The organism is Aeromicrobium wangtongii (assembly GCF_024584515.1).
Lineage (GTDB): Bacteria > Actinomycetota > Actinomycetes > Propionibacteriales > Nocardioidaceae > Aeromicrobium > Aeromicrobium wangtongii.
On sequence record NZ_CP102173.1, the window covers coordinates 2624971 to 2646778 of the forward strand.

General features: G+C 71.1%; 14 protein-coding genes. 3 read left to right on the top strand and 11 right to left on the bottom strand.

What is annotated here, in order from left to right:
* Window positions 1-62 precede the first annotated feature (62 nt).
* The 7 genes from glgB to NQV15_RS12925 form a co-directional block, all read right to left on the bottom strand.
* Complete coding sequence (gene glgB / locus NQV15_RS12895; protein WP_232402026.1) at window positions 63-1958, bottom strand: 1,4-alpha-glucan branching protein GlgB; 1896 nt, start codon at window positions 1956-1958, stop codon at window positions 63-65.
* Window positions 1959-1960: 2 nt separating this feature from the next.
* A complete protein-coding gene (locus tag NQV15_RS12900) occupies window positions 1961-3340 on the bottom strand; it encodes a maltokinase N-terminal cap-like domain-containing protein (protein WP_232402024.1) in 1380 nt (459 codons plus the stop codon).
* The gene (treS, locus tag NQV15_RS12905; RefSeq protein WP_232402023.1) at window positions 3337-5184 is read right to left on the bottom strand and encodes a maltose alpha-D-glucosyltransferase; all 1848 of its coding nucleotides are present in this window, start codon (window positions 5182-5184) and stop codon (window positions 3337-3339) included. The genes NQV15_RS12900 and treS overlap by 4 nt, the downstream gene beginning before the upstream one ends.
* Window positions 5185-5201: 17 nt before the next feature.
* Window positions 5202-7184: an alpha-1,4-glucan--maltose-1-phosphate maltosyltransferase gene (locus NQV15_RS12910; protein ID WP_232402015.1), complete on the bottom strand. Its 1983-nt coding sequence runs from the start codon at window positions 7182-7184 to the stop codon at window positions 5202-5204.
* Between the two features lie 98 nt (window positions 7185-7282).
* Complete coding sequence (locus tag NQV15_RS12915) at window positions 7283-7963, bottom strand: alpha/beta hydrolase (protein WP_232402013.1); 681 nt, start codon at window positions 7961-7963, stop codon at window positions 7283-7285.
* Between the two features lie 68 nt (window positions 7964-8031).
* Window positions 8032-10158, bottom strand: a complete 2127-nt coding sequence (gene glgX, locus NQV15_RS12920; RefSeq protein ID WP_232402011.1) for a glycogen debranching protein GlgX — start codon at window positions 10156-10158, stop codon at window positions 8032-8034.
* Between the two features lie 48 nt (window positions 10159-10206).
* Window positions 10207-10704: a hypothetical protein gene (locus tag NQV15_RS12925; protein ID WP_232402009.1), complete on the bottom strand. Its 498-nt coding sequence runs from the start codon at window positions 10702-10704 to the stop codon at window positions 10207-10209.
* Between the two features lie 161 nt (window positions 10705-10865).
* Here NQV15_RS12925 and NQV15_RS12930 point away from each other — a divergent pair, with 161 nt between their 5' ends.
* A complete protein-coding gene (locus tag NQV15_RS12930; RefSeq protein WP_232402007.1) occupies window positions 10866-11681 on the top strand; it encodes a PhzF family phenazine biosynthesis protein in 816 nt (271 codons plus the stop codon).
* A 61-nt stretch (window positions 11682-11742) separates the two neighbouring features.
* On the opposite strand, the gene treZ is transcribed toward NQV15_RS12930, so the two are convergent.
* Window positions 11743-13374: a malto-oligosyltrehalose trehalohydrolase gene (treZ, locus tag NQV15_RS12935; protein WP_232402006.1), complete on the bottom strand. Its 1632-nt coding sequence runs from the start codon at window positions 13372-13374 to the stop codon at window positions 11743-11745.
* An 83-nt stretch (window positions 13375-13457) separates the two neighbouring features.
* Between treZ and NQV15_RS12940 the strand changes: the two genes are divergently transcribed.
* Together NQV15_RS12940 and NQV15_RS12945 are read left to right on the top strand one after the other, a co-directional pair.
* Entirely contained in the window at window positions 13458-14510 is a 1053-nt protein-coding gene (locus NQV15_RS12940) for an NAD-dependent epimerase/dehydratase family protein (RefSeq protein WP_232401995.1), read from the top strand.
* A 28-nt stretch (window positions 14511-14538) separates the two neighbouring features.
* Window positions 14539-15339: a UbiA family prenyltransferase gene (locus tag NQV15_RS12945; protein ID WP_232401993.1), complete on the top strand. Its 801-nt coding sequence runs from the start codon at window positions 14539-14541 to the stop codon at window positions 15337-15339.
* Window positions 15340-15341: 2 nt separating this feature from the next.
* On the opposite strand, the gene treY is transcribed toward NQV15_RS12945, so the two are convergent.
* From treY to malQ, 3 genes are all read right to left on the bottom strand, one after another.
* Complete coding sequence (gene treY, locus NQV15_RS12950) at window positions 15342-17618, bottom strand: malto-oligosyltrehalose synthase (protein ID WP_232401992.1); 2277 nt, start codon at window positions 17616-17618, stop codon at window positions 15342-15344.
* Window positions 17615-19729, bottom strand: coding sequence for a glycogen debranching protein GlgX (glgX, locus tag NQV15_RS12955; protein WP_232401990.1), 2115 nt, complete (start codon window positions 19727-19729; stop codon window positions 17615-17617). The genes treY and glgX (NQV15_RS12955) overlap by 4 nt, the downstream gene beginning before the upstream one ends.
* A 66-nt stretch (window positions 19730-19795) precedes the next feature.
* Window positions 19796-21760 (bottom strand): 4-alpha-glucanotransferase, encoded by a 1965-nt coding sequence (gene malQ, locus NQV15_RS12960; RefSeq protein ID WP_232402109.1) that lies wholly within the window; start codon window positions 21758-21760, stop codon window positions 19796-19798.
* Window positions 21761-21808 lie beyond the last annotated feature (48 nt).

Here is a 21808-nt window from a genome sequence, read left to right on the forward strand (position 1 = left end):
AGGCGGTGTCCCAGCCACCCATCACTGCTGTGACAGGTGGCTGGGACACCGCTCCCCCGGGGTCAGGCTTCCGGGGCCAGCCAGAGGACGCCGCTGGGCGGCAGCTGCAGCACGGCGGACGCCTCGAAGCCGTGCATCGGGACCTCCTCGGCCTCGACCGCGCCGAGGTTGCCGACCCCCGAGCCGCCGTAGATCTCGGCGTCCGTGTTGAGGACCTCGCGCCAGGTCCCGGCCGACGGCAGGCCGATCCGGTAGTCCAGGTGCGGCTCCCCCGCGAAGTTGGCGATGCACGCCACCTGCGAGCCGTCCGAGCCGATGCGCAGGAAGGCGATGACGTTGCCCGCGGTGTCGCTGGCGTCGATCCAACGGAATCCCTGCGGCTGGTCGTCGATCGTCCACAGTGCGGGCGCCGAGCGGTAGAACGAGTTGAGATCGCCGACCAGCTGCTGGATGCCCCGGTGCAGCGGGTCGTCGAGCTGGTCCCAGGCCAGCGAGCCCGACTCGGCCCACTCGGTCTCCTGGCCGAACTCGCCGCCCATGAACACCATCTGCTTGCCGGGGTGGGCCCACATGAAGGCCAGCAGACCGCGCACGCCGGCTGCCTTGTTCCAGGCGTCGCCGGGCATGCGGCCCCACAGCGATCCCTTGCCGTGGACGACCTCGTCGTGCGACAGCGGCAGCACGAAGTTCTCGCTGAACGCGTAGTCGATCGAGAACGTCATCTCGCCGTGGTGGTACGACCGGTGGATGGGGTCGTTGCCGAGGTAGGACAGCGTGTCGTGCATCCAGCCCATGTTCCACTTGAAGCCGAAGCCGAGCCCGCCCTCGCTGGTCGGCCGGCTGACACCGGGCCACGCGGTCGACTCCTCGGCGATCATCATGACGTCGGGGTGGTGCTTGTAGACCGTGGCGTTGAGCTCCTGCAGCATCTGCACGGCCTCGAGGTTCTCGCGGCCGCCGTGCACGTTGGGCACCCACTCGCCCTCGTTGCGGGAGTAGTCCAGGTACAGCATGGACGCGACGGCGTCCACGCGCAGGCCGTCGAGGTGGAACTCCTCGAACCAGTACAGGGCGTTGGCGACCAGGAAGTTGCGCACCTCGCGGCGCCCGAAGTCGAACACGTAGGTGCCCCAGTCGGGCTGCTCGCCGCGGCGCGGATCCGGGTGCTCGTACAACGGGGTGCCGTCGAAGCGGGCCAGCGCCCACTCGTCCTTCGGGAAGTGCGCCGGCACCCAGTCCACGATGACGCCGAAGCCGCGGCGGTGCAGCTCGTCGACGAACCAGCGGAAGTCGTCCGGGGACCCGAAGCGGGACGTCGGCGCGTAGTAGGACGTGACCTGGTAGCCCCACGAGCCGCCGAAGGGATGCTCGGCGACCGGCATCAGCTCGACGTGCGTGAAGCCCGTCTCGGCCAGGTAGTCGGCCAGCTCGTGGGCCAGCTGACGGTAGTCCAGGCCGGGCCGCCACGAGCCCAGGTGCATCTCGTAGATGCTCATCGGCGCGTGCAGCGGCGACGTCTTGGCCCGCTCGGCGATCCACGCGTCATCGGTCCAGGTGTGGGTCGAGCGGGTCACGACCGATGCCGTCGCCGGTGGCACCTCGGTGCCGAAGGCCATCGGATCGGCCTTCTCACGCCACACGCCGTCGGGGCCCTGGATGCGGAACTTGTAGGCCGTGCCGGTCCCGACGCCCGGGACGAACAGGGACCAGACCCCCGAGCCGATGGGACGCATAGCGTGCTGGTCGCCGCCCCAGAAGTTGAAGTCGCCGATGACCTGCACGGCCTGGGCGTTGGGCGCCCAGACCGAGAAGGAGGTGCCGTCGGTGGGGCCGTCCGGTCCGTCGTACGTCCGCGGATGGGCGCCCAGCACCTCCCACAGGCGTTCGTGCCGGCCCTCGGCGATCAGGTGCAGGTCGAGCTCACCGATCGCGGCGGGCCACTGGAAGATGTCGGTCATGATCAGCTGCCTTCGGTCATGATGCGTTCGATCGAGGCCAGCGGCACGACCAGCCAGTCCGGCCGGTTGGCGTGCTCGTAGGACACCTCGTACACGGCCTTGTCCAGCTCGAGCGCACGCAGCAGCGCGGTGCTGTCGCGGGGGTCGGAGCCGGCGATCTTGGCGTAGCCGTCACAGAACGCATCGCGGTTGTGGCGGGCCCAGCTCATCCCCGCCTCGGTGAGGAGCGGGTCGGCCGGCTGGCCCACCAGCAGCTGCTGGGCGGCGTAGTCGAAGGAGCGCAGCATCCCGGCGACGTCACGCAACGCCGATCGCAGCGCGGCCCGCTCGGCGATCGAGGCCGCGGGCTCGCCCTCGAAGTCCAGCAGCAGCCAGCCGTTGAGGGTGCGCAGCACCTGCCCCAGGTGCAGGTCGCCGTGCACGTACTGCATCTCGACGGGCACGGGCACCGAGCGGATCTCCTCGAAGGCCGAGCGCAGGCCCGGCACGTGCGGCACCAGCTCGGGCACCTGGGCGGCGACCCGGTCGAGCCGTTCGGTCATCGCATCGACGGTGGCGTCCAGGTTGTCGCGGTCGGCGGGCTCGGTGCCCAGCGCGGCACGCAGATCGGCGTGCACCTGCGCGACGGCCTTGCCCAGGCGGTACGCCTCGCCGGAGAAGTCTCCGCCGTGCTCACCGGGTGCCAGGGCGGGATCTGCCATCAGGTCGCGGACGCTCGTCGTGGCCATGACCCAGCCGTCCGCCGCATCGGGCAGGAAGCGCTGCAGCATGCCGATCGTGGTCGGCTCGCCGTCCAGGACACCGGTGATCGAGCCGAGCGGATCGGCGATGTGCTGGCAGCCGACCTCGCGCAGCGCACGGTGCAGCATGAGGTCCTTGTTGAGACCGGGGGTGAGCTTGCGGAACAGCTTCAGGATGTACTGGCTGCCGAACACCAACGAGGTGTTGCTCTGCTCGGTCGTGATGGGGTGCGCGCGCAGCCCCCCGGTCACCTCGGCACCGGGCTCCTTCTCGAACGTGAGGTCGCCGATCGTCTCCTCCTGCGCGATCAGGTCCAGCAGCACAGCGGTCAGGTCGGCGTCGCCGGATGCCTCGTAGCAGGTCAGGCCGGACTCCACGCCGATCGCCGCCGAGCTCGCGACGTCAGGGATCTCGGCCTGCCGGCTGCCGACCAGCAGCTGGTACGGCTCGCGCCGCGTCCCCTGCTCGACCTCCACCACGAGGTGGATCAGCAGCGGGTCGCCGTCGGTGACGGTCGTCCAGCTCACCGGGTGCACCGCCTGGACCGGGCGGTCCTTGCCCGCGAACCAGCGCTGGGTCGGCAACCAGTGCGGCAGCTCGGCCGCCAGCTCTCGCACCAGGTCTTCGTGGGTCGCTGTCATGCCATGCTCCTTCGCTCACCGTCGTCGCCGGATTCGGACAGCTGGAACCAGTAGAAGCCGTGGCCCGGCAGGGTCAGCAGGTACGGCAGCTCGCCGATGCGCGGGAAGCGCACGGTGCCGGTCAGCTCCACCGGGGTGAAGCCCTCGTACGCGCCCAGCTCCAGCTCGACGGGCTGCGGGAACCTGGACAGGTTGTTGACGCACAGCACGACGTCCAGCTCGCCGTCGGGACGCTCCCATCGGCGCAGGTAGGACAGGACGCTGGGGTTGGAGCCGCCGAGATCGACGAACTCGCCCTCCGCGAACGCGTGGTGCTGCTTGCGCACCGCGATCATGCGGCGGGTCCAGTTCAGCAGCGATGCGGCGTTGTCCTGCTGCGCCTCGACGTTGATGGCCTCGTACCCGTACGTCGGGTCCATGATCGGCGGCAGGTAGACGCGGCCCGGATCGGCGCGTGAGAAGCCGGCGTTGCGGTCCGGCGACCACTGCATCGGGGTGCGGACCGCGTCGCGGTCGCCGAGCCAGATGTTGTCGCCCATGCCGATCTCGTCGCCGTAGTACAGGACCGGCGAGCCGGGCAGGCTCAGCAGCATCGCGGTGAACAGCTCCAGCTGGTTGCGATCGTTGTCCAGCAGCGGTGCCAGCCGCCGGCGGATGCCGATGTTGGCCTTCATCCGCGGATCCTTGGCGTACTCGCGGTACATGTAGTCGCGCTCGTCGTCGGTGACCATCTCGAGGGTCAGCTCGTCGTGGTTGCGCAGGAAGATGCCCCACTGCGTGCCGGAGGGGATCTCGGGCGTCTGCTGCAGGATCTCCGAGATCGGGAAGCGGGACTCACGGCGTACCGCCATGAAGATGCGCGGCATCAGCGGGAAGTGGAAGGCCATGTGGCACTCGTCGCCGCCCACGGCCGGATCGCCGAAGTACTCCACGACATCGGCCGGCCACTGGTTGGCCTCGGCCAGCAGGATGCGGCCCGGGTACTCGCGGTCGACGACCTCACGCACCTTGCGCAGGTACTCGTGGGTGCGCGGGAGGTTCTCGCCGTTGGTGCCCTCCTCCTCGAACAGGTACGGCACGGCGTCCAGCCGGAAGCCGTCGATGCCCAGGTCCAGCCAGAAGCGCAGCGTGTCGATCATCGCCTCCTGGACGGCCTCGTTCTCGAAGTTGAGATCGGGCTGGTGGCTGAAGAACCGGTGCCAGAAGAACTGTCCACGGACCGGGTCGTAGGTCCAGTTGGACGACTCGGTGTCGACGAAGATGACGCGCGCGTCGGGGTAGCCGGAGTCGTCGTCGGCCCACACGTAGAAGTCGCCGTACGGCCCCTCGGGGTCGTTGCGGGACTGCTGGAACCACGGGTGCGCGTCGGAGGTGTGGTTGAGCACCAGGTCGGTGATGACCCGGATGTTGCGCTTGTGCGCCTCCTCCAGCAGGAACACGAAGTCCTCGACCGTGCCGAACTCGGGCAGGACTGCGCGGAAGTCACTGATGTCGTAGCCCCCGTCGCGCAGCGGCGAGGCGTAGAACGGCGGCAGCCACAGGCAGTCGACGCCGAGCCACTGCAGGTAGTCCAGCTTGCCGGCGAGCCCGCGCAGGTCACCCGTGCCGTCGCCGTTGGAGTCCGCGAACGCCCGCACGAGGACCTCGTAGAACACCGCGTGCTTGAACCACGAGGGATCACTGGGCGCCTGCTCGGCATGGTCGAAGTCATCGGCCTGCGGCTCGACGAGCGTGCCGTCTTCCTCGATCCCCTCGCCGGTGTGCGGCGTGTCGTCGAGACCCTCGAGTGCCCCGTCGGGTGCTGGTGCGGTGTCTTCCATCGTCTCCCTCACTGTTGCGGTCATGTCGAGACGGTCACCCATCAGGTGAGCTCGCGCTCGGGTTCTTCGGGCCTGCGCTGCAGGCTCAGGATGTGCGCGACGGCCCGCGTCGGGTCGAGGCGCACGTAGTTGGCCGCACCCCAGTCATAGCTCTCGCCCGTCACCTCGTCGTGGGCGACGAGACGGTCGTCCCACGCCAGGCCCAGCGCGGGCAGGTCGATGTGGACGGTGCCCTCGCGTGCCTCGTGCGGGTCGAGCGTGACGACCACGAGCACCGTGTCACCGGTCGCCGGGTCCTGCTTGGAGTACGCCACGAGGGCCTCGTGGTCCACGTCGTGGACGTGCAGCGTCCGCATCTGCTGCAGCGCCGGGTGGTCGCGGCGGATCTCGTTGAGCCGGGTGATCCACGGCTCCAGGGAGCGTCCCTCCTCCAGCGCGGCGGCCCAGTCGCGCGGTCGCAGCTCGAACTTCTCCGAGTGCAGGTACTCCTCGCTGCCGGGCTTCTGCGGCTCGTGCTCATAGATCTCGAAGCCGGAGTACACGCCCCACGTCGGCGACAGCGTCGAGGCCAGCGCGGCGCGGATCGCGAACATCGCCGGTCCGCCGACCTGCAGGTGCTCGGGCAGGATGTCGGGGGTGTTGACGAACAGATTGGGCCGCGACTCGTCCCAGTGGTCGCGGATCTCCTCGGCGAAGTCGATGATCTCGGCCTTGGTCGTGCGCCACGTGAAGTAGGTGTAGCTCTGCGTGAAGCCGGCGCGGCCCAGTCCGTACAGCCGGGCCGGACGGGTGAACGCCTCGGCCAGGAACAGGACGTCCGGGTGGGTCTTCTTGACCGTCGCGATGAGCCACGCCCAGAAGTTGGTGGGCTTGGTGTGCGGGTTGTCGACGCGGAAGATGCGCACCCCACGCTCGACCCACACCATCGTCACGCGCAGCATCTCGGCGTACGCCGCATCCGGGTCGTTGTCGAAGTTCAGCGGATAGATGTCCTGGTACTTCTTGGGCGGGTTCTCCGCGTACGCGATCGTGCCGTCGGGCAGCACCGTGAAGAACTCGGGGTGCTCCGCGGCCCACGGGTGATCGGGAGCGGCCTGGAGCGCGAGGTCGAGCGCGATCTCCAGGTCGAGGGCCTTGGCGCGCTTGATCAGGGCGTCGAAGTCCTTCATGGTGCCCAGCTCGGGATGGATCGTGTCGTGGCCGCCCTCGACGGCGCCGATCGCCCAGGGCGAGCCGACGTCGTCAGGCGTCGGGGTCAGCGTGTTGTCCTTGCCCTTGCGGTTGATCCGGCCGATGGGGTGGATCGGCGGGAAGTAGACGACGTCGAAGCCCATCTGGGCGACCCGGTCGAGCGCCTTCGTGGTGGTCTTGAACGTGCCGTGGCGCGGGTTGCCGGCCGGGTCGACGCCGCCGGTCGAGCGGGGGAACAGCTCGTACCAGGAGCCGAACGCCGCCCGCGTGCGATCCACGTCCAGAACCAGCGGCTCGCCCTCGGTGATGAGCTCGCGGACCGGGTCGTCGTGCATCGCCTGCTGGACCTCCGGACCCAGGGCGAGGGCCAGGCGGTCGTCGATCGGCAGCTCGGTCGCCCGCAGCGCCGTCGCGGCGTCCTTGAGCAGGCCCTTGCGGCGTCGCCCGATCTTCAGGTCCAGCAGCCGGGCACCGATCTCCAGGTCGTTGGCGAGCTCGTCGGCCCCTTGGCCGGCGGCGCGCTTGACCGACGCGGCGTGCGTCCAGGTCGCCCACGGATCGCCCCACGCGTCGACGCGGAACGTCCACAAGCCCACGTCATCGGGCACGATCGTGGCCGCGAAGTGGTCCAGGCCGTCGGCCAGGTCGGTCATCCGGGTCGTGCGCTCGCGCCCGTCCGGACCCCACCACACGACCGTCGCCGCCACGGCGTCATGACCTTCGCGCCACACCGTCGCGGTGATCGGGACGTGCTCACCGACCACGGCCTTGGCGGGATCTCGTCCTCCCGCGACCTGCGGTGTGACGTCATCGATGCCGAGTCGGCCAGTCATGCACGCTCCAATGGTGTGTCGAATGTCTTTGAGTCAGGCCGTCGCCCGCACCCAGCCTTCCATGCCTCGCGCCAGACGCAACGCGTCCGGCACGACGATCAGATGTCGATCGGCGACTCACCGGCCAGCGCCTTGGCCACGACGCCACGCGGCGTGCGGTCGCCCAGCAGCGTCGCAGCGCAGAAGTCCGCTGCGAGCCGTTCGAACTCGCGGCCACGCCGCAGCATCGCGTGCTTGGCACCCGCAACCCGGACGAAGGAGACGTCCGCGGTCTGCCCCAGCCCTCGCGCGGCGGCGGCGGCGTTCGCGGGCGACGCGATGCGGTCGTCCGTGCCGTGGACGATCAGCACCCGGCGCCCGGTCAGGTCGACTGCCCCGTCGGCCGGATAGACCCACGGGTTGAGGGCGACGAGGCTGCTGACCTCGGGCCGCCTGGCCGCCAGGATCGCGGCGCGCCCGCCCAGGGAGTGCCCGACCAGTCCGACCGGCAGGCCGGAGCCGAAGCCCTCATGCAGCTGGTCGATCGCCCAGTGGACGTCGTCCACGGGTGTGTGGCTGGCATCCCAGCCCCGCGTGGAGTTGAGCAGCCGGTACACCGCGAGCCGCCGGGGATCGGCTCGCGCGATCCGCTTCGCGACCGGGATCATGCGCAGGACCGACAGCTGGGTGGGGCTGACCATCGGGTTGTCCCGACGACTGGCCCCGCCGTGCAGCACCAGCACGACCGCCTCCGCGTGTCGCGGCTCCGAGACGGCGATGAGGCGGGGGCTGTTGGTCACGGCTCCCCAGTGCCCGGAATCAGGCCGTCACAAACCGTGCCGCCCACCACACCGGGCGGTCCGGCCGTTCACTGCGCCCGCGGGGCCTTGAGCAGCAGCAGCGAGCGTCCCTGCATCGTGACCGTGGCCCGCGCCGCCAGCGGCTCGTCGGAGATCGGGGCCCCGTCTGCGGTCGTGGTGTCGAGCGTCGGCTCGAAGCTCGTGCCGAACTCGGCCCCCGGCAGGATGACGTCGATCGGCTCGGCGCCGGCATGCATCAACAGCAGCCAGGAGTGGTCCGTGAGCACCTCGCCCTCGCGGGTGCGGGACTGGCTGTTCGAGCCGTCGATCCACATCCCGAGGGTGCGGCATCGCTCATCGGCCCAGGCCGCCTCGTCCATCTCCTCGCCGTCGGGGCGAAGCCAGATCAGGTCGGGACGGCCGGTCGGCGTCGTGCGTCCGTCGAAGAACTCCGGCTGGCGCAGCGCGGGGCTCTGCGCGCGCAGGAAGATGACCCGGCGGGCGAAGGCCAGCATCTCCTCGGACGCCTCGGTGGGCGTCCAGTCGATCCACGAGGTGGGATCGTCCAGGCAGTACGCATTGTTGTTGCCGTGCTGGGTGCGCCACCGCTCGTCGCCGGCCACGAACATGGGCGTCCCGGTGGACAGCATCAGGGTCGCGAACAGGTTGCGCGCCTGCCGGCGGCGCAGCTGGACGATCTGTGGGTCGTCGGTGTCGCCCTCGACCCCGTGGTTCCACGACCGGTTGTCATTCGTGCCGTCCCGGTTGTCCTCGCCGTTGGCCTCGTTGTGCTTGTGGTCGTACGAGACGAGGTCACGCAACGTGAACCCGTCGTGGGCGTCGACGAAGTTGATCGACTGCCACGGCCGGCGCAGGCTGTGGTCGTACAGGTCGGATGATCCGGAGAGTCGGAAGGCCAGGTCGGCGACCCCCGTCGCGCCGCGCCAGAAGTCGCGCACCGTGTCGCGGTACACCCCGTTCCACTCGGCCCACTGCGCCCCGAACGACCCGACCTTGTACCCCTCCCCCGTCGCGTCCCAGGGCTCGGCGATCAGCTTGCACCGGGACAGCACCGGATCGGTGGTGATGGCGGTCAGCAGGGCCGACGCGGGGTCGAAGTGCCCACCGTGCGGTCGGCCCATCGTGCTGGCCAGGTCGAACCGGAAGCCGTCGACGCCCAGCTCGGTGGTCCAGTAGCGCAGCGAGTCGGTCACGAGCCGGATGACCGTGGGCGAGCTCGCCTCGAGGGTGTTGCCGCAGCCGGTGATGTCGGCCATGTGGCCGTCCCCGTCGTGCAGGTAGTACGCCGTCGCCTCGTATCCACGAAAGCTCAGCGTGGGCCCGTCGGGCCCGCCCTCGCACGTGTGGTTGTAGACGACGTCGACGATGACCTCGATGTCCGCCGCGTGCAGCGCGGCGACCATCGTGCGGAACTCCTCGACCTCACGACCCGGTTCGCTGGCGTAGCCGGCATGCGGGGCGAAGTACCCCAGCGGCGAGTAGCCCCAGTAGTTCTGTCGGCCCGCCCTGATCAGGGACGGCTCGTCGCAGAAGGCCTGCACCGGCAGCAGCTCGACGCTAGTGACGCCGAGGCGGACCAGGTGATCGATCACCGCAGGATGCGCCACGCCCAGATAGGTGCCGCGCAGCGCCTCGGGGACGTCCGGGTGCTGCGCCGTGAGGCCCTTGACGTGCAGCTCGTAGACGACCGTCTCCTCGAACGGGATCTCCGGCTTGGTCCCGGTGTCCGGGCCGCCGGGGCTCGTCACGACGCTCAGCGGCACGCTGCCCAGCGAGTCGACGGCACTGGGCTCGTCGCCCTCGGGGTCGTCGGCGTAGCCGAGCGCGGCCTGCAGGTTCGTCAGCGTGCCGCTGATGCGGCGGGCATATGGGTCCACCAGGAGCTTGTGCGGATTGCAGCGCAGCCCCGACTTCGGGTCGTACGGCCCGTGCACGCGGTAGCCGTACTTCTGCCCCGGCGTGACACCGGGGACCAGCCCGTGCCAGACCCCGAACGTCCGCTCGGGCAGCTCGATGCGCCGCTCGGCGCCGTCGTCGTCCACCAGGCACACCTCGACCCGGTCGGCGACGCTGCTCGCCACCGCGAACCGCACTCCCCCGGCCTCGGGATGGGCGCCGAGGGGAAACGGGCGGCCGGCAAGCACCTGGGCATCGGGCGTGGGGTGGGTGGCCATGCCGTCAGTCTCGCAGGTGGGCGTCTGCCGACCGGGTCGACGGCCGAACTACCCCGCCAGCGCCTTGGTGGCCTTCTTCTCGGCCTTCGTGGCCTTCTTCTCGGCCTTGGTCACCTGCTTCTGGGCCTTGCGCACCTTGCGGCCCTCGCCGTTGCCGTCCAGGGCCAGACTCGTCCCGATGCCCAACAGCCACACGTCCTTGGCCAGTCCGGTGCCGTCCTGGGTCGGGCGGATGCCGTCGCGCATCCCGGGGGTCTTGGCGTACAGCCCGAGCAGACCGGCCGAGAAGGCGGTGAGCCCCAGGCCGACCTTGCGCGAGGAGATGAACGGCGTGAGCAGCGCTGCGCCGAGCGCCATCTCACCGGCAGCCAGCGCCTTGACGAACGTCGGCGGCTGGACGTTCTTGACCGCCGGATAGGTGCCGGACGCGAATCCATGGAGGCCGGCGGCCGCCTCGGCGTCGGCGGACCACTTCGTCAGCCCGGAGTTGAGGATGAACGCGCCGGCCGTGGCGCGGAGCGGGGCGTGGGACAGGCGGAACGACATGCGGAAGCCTCCAGATGGGTGACGATTCAATCTCTCGTCCCCACCGTACGGCGCACCGGCCGACTTCGCCCGCCGCGCCGCCGGCGGGACCGAGGATGAGGGATTTGGGTCGTCCTGACTACCGCTATTCCTCATCCTCGGTCCCTCGCTAGCCTCGGGGGATGCGCTTCAGCCAGGTCGACGTCTTCACCGACGAGCTCATGTACGGCAACCCGGTCGCGGTCGTCCACGACGCCGACGGCCTCACCGATGACCAGATGGCTGCCTTCGCCCGCTGGACGAATCTGTCGGAGACGACCTTCCTGCTCTCGCCGAGCGATCCCGGCGCCGACTACCGGCTGCGGATCTTCACGACCCGCGGCGAGCTGCCGTTCGCAGGTCACCCGACGCTCGGCTCGGCCAGGGCGTGGCTGACCGCTGGTGGACGGCCGCGGGGCCCCGGCGAGCTGGTGCAGGAGTGCGCCGCCGGGCCGGTCCGGGTGCGCGACGACGGCCGGCGGCTGGCGTTCGCCGCTCCCCCGCTGCGCCGCGGGGGTCCGGTCGACGAGGCGGACGTCGACCAGGTCGCCGACGCACTCGGCATCTCGCGCGCGGACGTCGTGGACGCCCGGTGGGCGGACAACGGCCCGGGTTGGGTCGCCCTGTTGCTGGCCGACGCCGACGCCGTCCTGGCCGTGGAGCCGCGCGGCTTCGGCGACATCGACAAGGTCGGCGTCGTCGGCCCCCATGCCGCCGGCGGTGACGCCGACTTCGAGGTGCGGGCGTTCTTCCCGCCCGGTGAGGACCCCGTCACCGGCAGCCTCAACGCGGCGATCGGCCAGTGGCTGATCGGCTCCGGCCGGGCGCCGGACTCGTACGTCGCCGCCCAGGGCACCCTCCTCGGCCGCCGCGGACGCGTCCACGTCGACCGCATCGGCGATGACATCTGGGTCGGCGGCGACACCGTCGTCGGCGTCACCGGCACCGTCGCCCTCTGAACGGGACCGATCTTTCGGCGTCTGCGGCGTCAGGGGCTGCCGAAAGGCAGAAAGATCGGTCTCAGCTGGTGGAGGTGACGTCGATGCTGCCCTCGGCGAAGTCGACGCGGACCTGGAACCGGCCACGGTGCATCACGATCCAGGAGTCGTCGTCGGCGACCTCGACCGCGAAGCTCGCCAGTGACGGATCGGACAGCTCGGGGTGCTCACGGCGCAGGGCGATGAGCGAGCGGTGCAGCTCCAGCATGTCGCGGTGGTCGTCCTCCTCGAGCTCGGACCAGTTCAGCTTCGAGCGCTCGAACGTGGCCGGGTCCATCGGATCGGGCACCTCGGACTCGCCCCAGCCGTGCCGGCCGAACTCCCGGCGCCGGCCCGTGCGGACCGCATCGGCCAGCTCGGGGTCGGGGAACGAGGCGAAGAACTGCCACGGCGTGGACGCCGCCCACTCCTCGCCCATGAACAGCATCGGCGTGTACGGGCCGAGCAGCACGATCGCCGCGCCGCAGGCCAGCAGTCCCGGGCCCACCGTCGCCGAGATGCGGTCGCCGGTGGCCCGGTTGCCGATCTGGTCGTGGTTCTGCAGGTAGGCGAGGAAGGCCGTGCCCGGCAGGGACGCGGTGTCAACCGGGCGGCCGTGCGACCGCTCGCGGAACGAGGACCAGGTGCCGTCGTGGAAGAACACCCTTTGCAGCGTCTTGGCGAGCGCGCCCGGTGCCGCGAAATCGGCGTAGTAGCCGTCGGTCTCGCCGGTCAGGCGCACGTGCAGCGCGTGGTGCAGGTCGTCCGACCACTGGGCGTCCATGCCCAGGCCGTGCTCCGCGCGCGGGGTGACCGTGCGCGGGTCGTTCTGGTCGGACTCGGCGATGAGCGTGAGCGGACGTCCCAGCGCCTGCGACAGGCGCGCGGTCTCGGCCGAGAGCTCTTCGAGGATCGGCAACGCCCGCCCGTCGACCAGGGCGTGGACGGCATCGAGCCGCAGCCCGTCGACGTGGAAGTGCTCGAACCAGGTCAGCGCGTTGTCCAGCACGTAGCGCCGGACCTCGTCGGACTGCGGACCGTCCAGGTTCAGCGCCGGGCCCCAGTCGTTCTGGCCCGCGAAGTACGGCCCGAACCGGTCCAGGTAGGCGCCCGAGGGGCCCAGGTGGTTGTAGACGACGTCCAGCACGACGCCCAGCCCGCGGGCGTGGCAGGCGTCGACGAAGCGCTTGAAGCCGTCGGGACCGCCGTACGGCTCGTGCACCGCGCCCCACAGCACCCCGTCGTAGCCCCAGCCGTGAGGGCCGTCGAAGGAGTTGACCGGCAGCACCTCGACCAGGTCGATGCCCAGGTCGACGAGGTGGTCCAGCCGCTGGATCGCGGAGTCGAAGGTGCCCTCCGGGGTGAAGGTGCCGATGTGCAGCTCGTACAGCACCGAGCGCTCGAGGGCCCGTCCCGGCCAGTCCTGGTCGGTCCACGCGAAGGCGGAGTGGTCGTACGTGCGCGAGGCCGCGTGGACACCGCCCGGCTGCCACCCCGACCGCGGATCGGGCAGCGGGGTGTCGTCGTCACCGAGCAGGAAGGCGTAGTCGGTACCAGCGGGCGCGTCGACGTCCGCGCGCCACCAGCCGCCCTCGGCGGCCTGCATCGGGTGGTCCTGGCCGTCGACGCGAACCTGGACGCGGTCCAGCTCTGGGCACCACACGCGAATCGTCATGCAGCGAGCCTAGGGGCGTTGCGGCGGGCCGCAATCGGGTACTCGGGCGACATCCGTCACCGTTTGATCGCGCAGGAGCCGCCATGTTGATCGTCATCGTCGGTGCCACCGGCAACATCGGGACGGCGGTGACCCGCGAGCTCGCCCACGCCCACGACGTCGTCGGCGTCGCCCGCCGGGTCCCGGACGTCCCGCCCGCCGCCGAGGGCCTGGCGTCGGTGCGCTGGGTGTCGGCGGACACCGCGACGAGCGACTTCGTCCCGATCTTTGAGGGCGCGGACGTCGTGGTGCACCTGGCCTGGCTGTTCCAACCGACGCACGACCCGGACCTGACCTGGGCCGCGAACGCCGTCGGGACCCGGCGGGTGCTGGACGCCGCCGCGCAGGCGGGCGTCCCGGCCGTGATCACCACGTCGTCGGTCGCGGCGTACTCGCCCCGCGGCGGCGGGCTCGCCGACGAGTCCTGGCCCACCGACGGGCCGTCGAGCGCGGCCTACGCGCGGGAGAAGGCATACGTCGAGCGCCTGCTGGACGTCTTCGAGCTCGAGCACCCGCAGACCCGGGTCGTCCGGTTCCGGCCCGCCTTCGTGTTCCAGCGCTCCGCCGCCACCGCACAGCGCCGGATCTTCGGTGGCCCGTTCCTGCCCGGTCGCCTCCTGGACCCCCGGTTCATCGCCGCGCTGCCGCTGCCGAAGGGCTTTGAGATGCAGGCCGTCCACTCCGCCGATCTGGCCCGGGCCATCGCGGCTGCCGTCGAGCGCCCGGTGTCCGGCGCGTTCAACATCGCGGCCGACGACGTGCTCGACGCCGCCGCGCTCGCCGACATCTTCTCGGCCCGCACCGTGCAGGTGCCGACCGGTCTGGTGCGGTCCGCGCTGGGCCTGGCCTGGCGGGCGCACCTGGTGCCCGCGCCGGCCAACCTGTTCGACGCCCTCATGCGCATCCCGATGATGTCGACCGCCCGAGCGCGCGCGGAGCTGGACTGGCAGCCGCAGCACACCGGGCGCGAGGCGCTCGAGGCCTTCCTGGACGGTGTGCGTCACGGCGCCGGCGGCGGGACGCCGGCCCTCGACCCGGACTCCAGCGGCCCCCTGCGCGTCAACGAGGTCCGCAGCGGTGTCGGCTCGCGACCCTGAGCTCCCGTCCCGCGGTCCAGTGAGGTCCGTGGGCGCCACGGCCGGGGCCCTGATCCGGGCGAGCCACCCCGGGCCCACGGCGGCGGTGACCGCACTGGCCGTCCTCCTCGCCTCCGTGTGGGACGCGGCGCCGCCCACGATCGTTCTGATCGGCGTCGCGGCGCTGACCGGTCAGCTCACCGTCGGGTGGTCCAACGACCTCATCGACCGGGACCGCGACCGCCGGTCGGCCCGCAGCGACAAGCCGTTGGCGACCGGCGCGCTGGCCGCCGCCGACGTCCGGGCAGCGATCGCCACAGCCGGGGTCGTCACGACGGCTACCTCCCTGTCGCTGGGCGCCCGGCCGGGCATCGCGCATCTCGTCCTGGTGGCCGCCGGCTGGGCCTACAACCTGGGCCTCAAGCGCACGCTGCTGTCGTGGCTGCCGTACGCCGTGTGCTTCGGCGGCCTGCCCGCCGTGGTGTCGCTCGCGGCCGGACGCGGCTGGGCGCCGGTGTGGACCGTCGCGGCGGGTGCGCTGCTGGGCACGGGTGCCCACCTGGTCAACGCCGTCCCGGACCTGGCGGACGACCGGCGCACCGGCGTGCGCGGGCTGCCGCACCGCCTCGGCGCCCGCCGCTCGATCGACGTCGCAACCGTCCTGCTGCTGGCCGGGACCGTCGTGACGCTGGTGGCGCCCGTCGGCGGCATCGACACGATCGCGGTCATCGCCCTGGCGGCCTGCGCCGGACTGCTGGTGGCGGGCCGTGTCGCGCCGGGGCGCGGGCCGTTCCGCGCCGCCGTGGGCATCGCGCTGGTCGACGTCGTCGCCCTGCTGGTGCGGGGCTGAGGTCAGCCCCGCACCAGCAGCGCGACCGGGTACTGGTCCAGCAGCGACGCGAGCCGCACCGGGGTGCCGTCCAGCGTCCGGCCCGTCAGGACGTCGGTCCAGGGCCCCGCGTCGAGCGCCAGGGTGGTGTCGCCCCAGCCGCCGGCCTCCGCGAGTCCGACGGGGAGCCGGGTCGCGACCGCGACGAGGTCCTCGCTGCGGCCGTAGGCGATCGCGTGATCGGCGGCCGGGCCGTCGGCGCGCAGCGGACGGTAGCCGCGGAACAGCTCGGGCCGGTCCCGGCGCAGGGTGAGCGCCCGGTGCACCAGCAGCAGCTTGGCCGCCCCGGAGGCGTCCACGGGCGGCACCTCGCCGTCCGCGATCCGGGCCAGCAGGTGCCGACGCTGCGCGTAGTCGACCGGTCGCCGGTTGTCGGGGTCGACCAGCGAGAAGTCCCACAGCTCGGTGCCCTGGTACACATCGGGCACCCCTGGCGACGTCAGCTGGATGAGCTTCTGGCTCAGCGAGTTGTGCCAGCCCGCGGCGGTGATGTGCGCGACGAAGGCGTCGACCTGGTCGCCGACCGTCTCTCGCACCCGCGCCGGCCAGTCGCGGATCTGCTGCTCGAACGCCTCGTCCGGCTCGGTCCACGTCGTGCGCAGCTTCGACTCGCGCGCCGCCTTGAGCAGGTAGTCCACGAGCCGCTCGTCGCTGATCGGTCCCGCACCCACGAGGGTCTGCCAGGCCAGCAGCTCCAGCGACGGCTCACCGAGCCCGGCCTCCTGCGACCAGCCGCGCACCGCGCCGGCGAAGTCGTCGGCCAGCTCGGACAGCACCGCCATCCGCGCGCGCGTGTCCTCGGAGCGCTTGGTGTCGTGCGTCGTCAGCGTGGTCATGGTCGCCGGGGCGTGGGCATCGCGGGCGGCAGCGAGGCGGTGGAACTCGTCCAGGCCGATGCCGAAGCGGTCGGGCGATCCACCGACCTCGTTGAGCGCCACGAACCGGGTGTACCGGTAGAACGTCGTGTCCTCGGTGCCCTTGGCCACCACCATGCCGGACGTCTGCTGGATGCGGGTCGCGAGCTCGCCGGTCGGGTGCTCGGTGACCTGCCGGTCCAGCGCGTCCAGCGCCACCGCCAGGTCGGGTCGCCGCTGCTTGGCCGTGGCGATCGCGCGGGTCCACGACTCGCCCACCTCGGGCAGGTAGGAGCGGTAGACGTCGAAGGCGATCATCGTCTCGGCCACCGCTGGCTGCGCGAAGACCGGGTCGATTCCCTCGACGAGCCCGGCGATCCGGCGCACCTCGGCGACCAGGATCTTGTCGGTCACCAGGCGGCGGGCGTTCTCCTCGACGGCTGCGTAGTCGGTGTCCTGACCGGCCTCGGCGGCCAGCGCCGTCATCGGCGCCTCGCCGGCCGGGTCGACCAGCACGCCGAAGATCTCCCCGAGCGCGTCGTAGCCGGTCGTCCCATCGACCGGCCAGCTCGCCGGCAGGGACTCGCCGGGATGCAGGATCTTCTCCACGACGATCCACGCGTACGGGGCGGCCTCGCGCAGGCGCCTCATGTAGACCGTGGGATCGGCCAGTCCGTCCGGGTGGTCGATCCGCAGACCGGTCACGTCCCCGTCCTCGACCCACCGCAGCACCTCGCCGTGCACGGCCTTGAAGACGTCCTGCTTCTCCACGCTCACGGCGGCCAGGGTCGTGATGTCGAAGAACCGGCGATAGTTCAGCTCGGTGTTGCCGCGGCGCCAGTCGACCAGCTCGTAGTTCTGCCGGTCGTGGATCTCTCGCGGCGTGCCGTCGACGTCTCCGGCGATCGGGAAGCGGTGATCGTGGTAGACCAGCTCCCGGCCCTCGACCGTCAGGGCGTCCAGATCGTCGGCCGATCCCAGCACGGGCACCAGGATGCGGCCGCGGCTCCAGTCGATGTCGAACCAGTGCGCGAACTGCGAGGCCCGGCCCTTGTCCAGGACGTCCCACCAGAACGGATTGGCCGTCTCCACCTCGATCGACATGTGATTGGGCACGATGTCGACCACGAAGCCCATCCCGGCCGCCCGGAGGGCATCGGCCAGCCCGAGCCGCGCCGGCTCGCCGCCGAGGGCGGGACGGGCCAGGCGCGGATCGGTGACGTCATACCCGTGGGTCGATCCGGGGGTGGCGTCCAGCACCGGGGAGACGTAGGCCGCGCCGACACCCAGATCGGACAGGTACTTGACCTGGTCACGGGCGTCGGCGAAGCCGAACTCCGGCCGCAGCTGCAGCCGGTAGGTCGAGGCGGGGGCGTCGCCGGTCATGCGTCCACCCGCTGCAGCACCACGACCGATCGCGCGGGGAGGGTGAACGTGCCACCGGCGGGCACCACGTCGTCCATCGGCGTCGTGTCGACCGTGCCGGCGCAGCTGTCGATGACCAGCCCCCAGGCCGAGCCGTAGTCCTGGGACGGCAGCGTCATCTCGATGTCCTCGTGATGGGCGTTGAACGCCATCAGGAAGGAGTCGTCGACGACCCGCTCGCCGCGGGGGTCGCGATCGGCGATGGCCGCGCCGTTGAGGAACACCACGATCGACTTGCCGAAGCCGTCATCCCAGTTCTGCTCCTGCATCTCCTCGCCGGCGGGCGTGAACCACGCGATGTCGCGCAGCTCGTCGCCCTTGCGGATCGGCTTGCCCTCGAAGAACCGGCGACGCCGGAACACCGGGTGCTGGGCCCGGAACTTCGCCAGCGCGCCCACGAAGTGGGTCATGGCGTCATCGTCCTCGGCGCTCTTCCAGTCGACCCAGGCGACCTCGTTGTCCTGGCAGTACGCATTGTTGTTGCCGCCCTGCGTCCGTCCCAGCTCGTCGCCGTGCAGGATCATCGGCACACCCTGCGACAGCAGCAGCGTCGCCATGAGGTTGCGGCGCTGGCAGTCACGCAGCTGCATGATCTCGGGGTCCTCAGTCGGTCCCTCCACCCCGCAGTTCCACGAGCGGTTGTCGTCCGCGCCGTCCCGGCCGTCCTCGCCGTTGGCCTCGTTGTGCTTCTCGTTGTACGAGACCAGGTCGGCCAGCGTGAAGCCGTCGTGCGCCGTGATGAAGTTGATCGACGCGTACGGGCGGCGGCCGTTGTCCTGGTACAGATCGGACGAACCGGTGATGCGCGAGGCGAACTCGCCCAGCGTCGCCGGCTCGCCGCGCCAGAAGTCGCGCACGATGTCGCGGTACTCGCCGTTCCACTCCGTCCACTGCGGAGGGAAGCCACCCACCTGGTAGCCGCCCGGGCCGACGTCCCACGGCTCGGCGATGAGCTTGACCTGACTGACCACCGGGTCCTGCTGCACGAGCTCGAAGAAGGTCGCGAGCTTGTCGACGTCGTAGAACTCACGGGCCAGGGTCGCCGCGAGGTCGAAGCGGAAGCCGTCGACGTGCATCTCGGTGACCCAGTAGCGCAGGGAGTCCATGATGAGCTGCAGCGCGTGCGGGTTGCCGACGTTCAGCGAGTTGCCGGTGCCCGTGTAGTCCATGTAGAACTGCGGGTCGTCCTCGACGAGGCGGTAGTACGACTGGTTGTCGATGCCCTTCATCGACAGCGTCGGCCCGAGGTGGTTGCCCTCGGCGGTGTGGTTGTAGACCACGTCGAGGATGACCTCGATGCCCGCCTCGTGCAGAGCGCGCACCATGCCCTTGAACTCCTCGACCTGCGCACCGGGGCGCGAGGTGTAGGCGTCGTGCGGCGCGAAGAAGCCGATCGTGTTGTAGCCCCAGTAGTTCTTGAGGTTCTTCTCCACCAGATAGTGATCGGTCACGAACTGGTGCACCGGCAGCAGCTCGATCGCCGTGACGCCCAGGCCCTTGAGGTGATCGATGATCGACGGGTGGCCCAAGGCGGCGTACGTCCCGCGCAGCTCCTCGGGGACGTCCGGGTGGGTCATCGTGAGGCCCTTGACGTGCGCCTCGTAGATGACGCTCTCGTTGTACGGGGTGCGCGGCAGGCGGTCGTTGGCCCAGTCGAAGAAGGGGTTGGTGACCAGCGAGTACGGGACGTGGCCGGCCGAGTCGAGGTCGTTGCGCTCGTCGGGGGCGTCGAAGGAGTAGCCGAACAGCGAATCGTCCCAGTCCACGCCGTGCGAGAACGCCTTGGCGTAGGGATCGATCAGCAGCTTGTTGGGATTGCAGCGCAGGCCCTGCTCGGGCTCGTACGGGCCGTGCACGCGGTAGCCGTAGCGCTGGCCGGGCCCGATGGCCGGCAGGTAGCCGTGATGGACGAATCCGTCGACCTCTTCCAGCCGGTACCGCGTCTCGGTGCCGTCCTCGTCGAAGAGGCACAGCTCGACGAGCTCGGCCACCTCCGAGTACAGCGCGAAGTTGGTGCCGACGCCGTCATACGTCGCGCCGAGCGGATAGGCGCTTCCTGGCCAGGGTCGCAAGGGGTCTCCAGTGCTGGTGGGTGTGGGACGTTCGCGCAGTACCCCCGACCGCGCGGTGCAATCCGATCAGCGGTGTGATGCTGCCGAGGGCGGACGCTCCGCGCGCAGCGGCGCGATGACGGCGCGGACGTGGGCATCGTCGAAGAACTCCTCCAGCGACACCGGCAGGGGGATGCGCCAGTTGGGGTACTGGTCGATCGTCCCGGGCAGATTGGGCTGGCGCCGTTCCCCCAGGACGTCCGTCGGGGCACTCAGCACCAGCCGTGAGGCGGCGCGCGCGATGACGGCGTGCAGCGCGACGACCGGATCGTCGTCCGTGATGCCCTCGGCGGCCACGAGGTCCATCAGCGCCGCCCGGTCGGAGGCTGCCGCCGCGTACGCGTCCTCGGCGCTGCCGTCGAGCAGGTCCAGCGAGGCGCGCAGCCGGACGTGCTCGGCCTCCAGCCAGCCGGTGGCCGTCGGCAGGTCGTGCGTCGTGACGCTGGCCATCGTCTCGGGCTCCCAGTCGGCCGGCCGCTCGAAGGGCTGCCCGGGGGCGTCCCAGTCGCGCTCGAACCACAGGACGGCCGAGCTCAGCATGCCGCGCTCGTGCATCGTGGTGGTGACGACGTCCTCGACCGTGCCGAGGTCCTCCCCCACGATGATCGCCCCGGCGCGGTGCGCCTCCAGGGCCAGCACCGCCAGCATCGCGTCGGCGTCGTAGTGCACGTACGTGCCGCGGTGGGCCGGCTCTCCCGGCGGGATCCACCACAGCCGCCACAGACCGGCGATGTGGTCGATCCGGATGCCGTCGGCGTGCTGCAGCACGCTGCGCACGACATCGCGGAAGGGCGCATAGCCGGCGGCTGCGAGCTCGGCCGGCTTGAACGGGGGCAGGCCCCAGTCCTGGCCGAGCTCGTTGAACGCATCGGCCGGGCAGCCCACGCGCACCACGGGCGCGAAGACCTCGCGCTGCGACCAGGTGTCCGGGCCACCCGCGCTGACGCCCACCGGCAGGTCGTGCACGATGCCGACGCCCATGCCGCTGCCGTGCGCGGCAGCGCGGGCCGCGTCGAGCTGTTCGCGGCACAGCAGCTGGAGCCAGGCGTGGAAGGCGATCCGCTCGGCCAGCTCGACCCGCACCTGCGTGACGGCAGTGCTGGTCGGGTCCTGCAGCGACGCGGGCCAGTCGCGCCAGTCGTCGCCGTGCTGCTCGGCCAGCGCACAGAACGTCGCGAAGTCGCGCAGCTGGTCGTCCGGTTCATGGGCCTGCTCATCGGCGGGACGGTGCGGCCACAGCAGCTCGAGGGCGGCGTGCTTGGCGTCCCAGACGGCGTCGTAGTCGATCAGCTCGGTGTTGCGCTGCGGGGCGAGCGCGAGGACCGCTGCCTGCGTCGCCGGGTCGGCCGCGGCGTAGGCGGCGGTGTCGGTGACCCGCAGGTAGAGCGGGTTCGCGAAGCGCCGGCTGGCCGGCGAGTACGGCGAGCGCTGGATCGGGTGGGCCGGCGCCACGGCCTGCACCGGGTTGACCAGGATGACGCCCGCCCCCTGCTCGGCGCCGGAGCGGCGGGCGAACTCGGCCAGGTCGCCGAAGTCGCCCATGCCCCACGAGTGCTCGGACCGCAGCGCGTACAGCTGCAGCATCCAGCCCCAGGTGGGGTGGATGTCCGGCATCCGCTCGGGGGCCACGATCAAGGTGACGTCCTGCTCGTCGGTGACGATGCGGTGCCAGCCCAGCGGCAGGTCGTCCGGCAGCTCGTCGCCGACCTCACGGCTCGAGCCGTCCTCGAGCTCGACCCGCGCCGCGACCCCGAGGGGCCGCGACCGTCCCTGCAGCGCGACCACCGTTGGCGGCAGCACCGTCCGGCGCTGCTGCTCCCGGACGTCCGCCAGGGCGGCGCGGACGCTCTCGGGCGTCGTGGCATCGACCTCGAGCATGCCGAGGACCGCGACCACCAGCTCCTCGTCGACGACGACGGGCGTGCGGTCGGATCCTTCGTACTCGGTGGCGACTCCGTGGGCGTGGGCCAGCTCGACCAGTTCGGGAGACATTGTCACGGGTCCAGCATGGTGGCCCGGTCCAAGCGACGCGAGCCGGGC

Coding starts and splice junctions, on each gene's coding strand:
- glgB (WP_232402026.1), bottom strand. CDS start 1,958: ATGACCGACATCTTCCAGTGGCCCGCCGCGATCGGTGAGCTCGACCTG.
- NQV15_RS12900 (WP_232402024.1), bottom strand. CDS start 3,340: ATGACAGCGACCCACGAAGACCTGGTGCGAGAGCTGGCGGCCGAGCTG.
- treS (WP_232402023.1), bottom strand. CDS start 5,184: ATGACCGCAACAGTGAGGGAGACGATGGAAGACACCGCACCAGCACCC.
- NQV15_RS12910 (WP_232402015.1), bottom strand. CDS start 7,184: ATGACTGGCCGACTCGGCATCGATGACGTCACACCGCAGGTCGCGGGA.
- glgX (WP_232402011.1), bottom strand. CDS start 10,158: ATGGCCACCCACCCCACGCCCGATGCCCAGGTGCTTGCCGGCCGCCCG.
- NQV15_RS12925 (WP_232402009.1), bottom strand. CDS start 10,704: ATGTCGTTCCGCCTGTCCCACGCCCCGCTCCGCGCCACGGCCGGCGCG.
- NQV15_RS12930 (WP_232402007.1), top strand. CDS start 10,866: ATGCGCTTCAGCCAGGTCGACGTCTTCACCGACGAGCTCATGTACGGC.
- treZ (WP_232402006.1), bottom strand. CDS start 13,374: ATGACGATTCGCGTGTGGTGCCCAGAGCTGGACCGCGTCCAGGTTCGC.
- NQV15_RS12940 (WP_232401995.1), top strand. CDS start 13,458: ATGTTGATCGTCATCGTCGGTGCCACCGGCAACATCGGGACGGCGGTG.
- treY (WP_232401992.1), bottom strand. CDS start 17,618: ATGACCGGCGACGCCCCCGCCTCGACCTACCGGCTGCAGCTGCGGCCG.
- malQ (WP_232402109.1), bottom strand. CDS start 21,760: ATGTCTCCCGAACTGGTCGAGCTGGCCCACGCCCACGGAGTCGCCACC.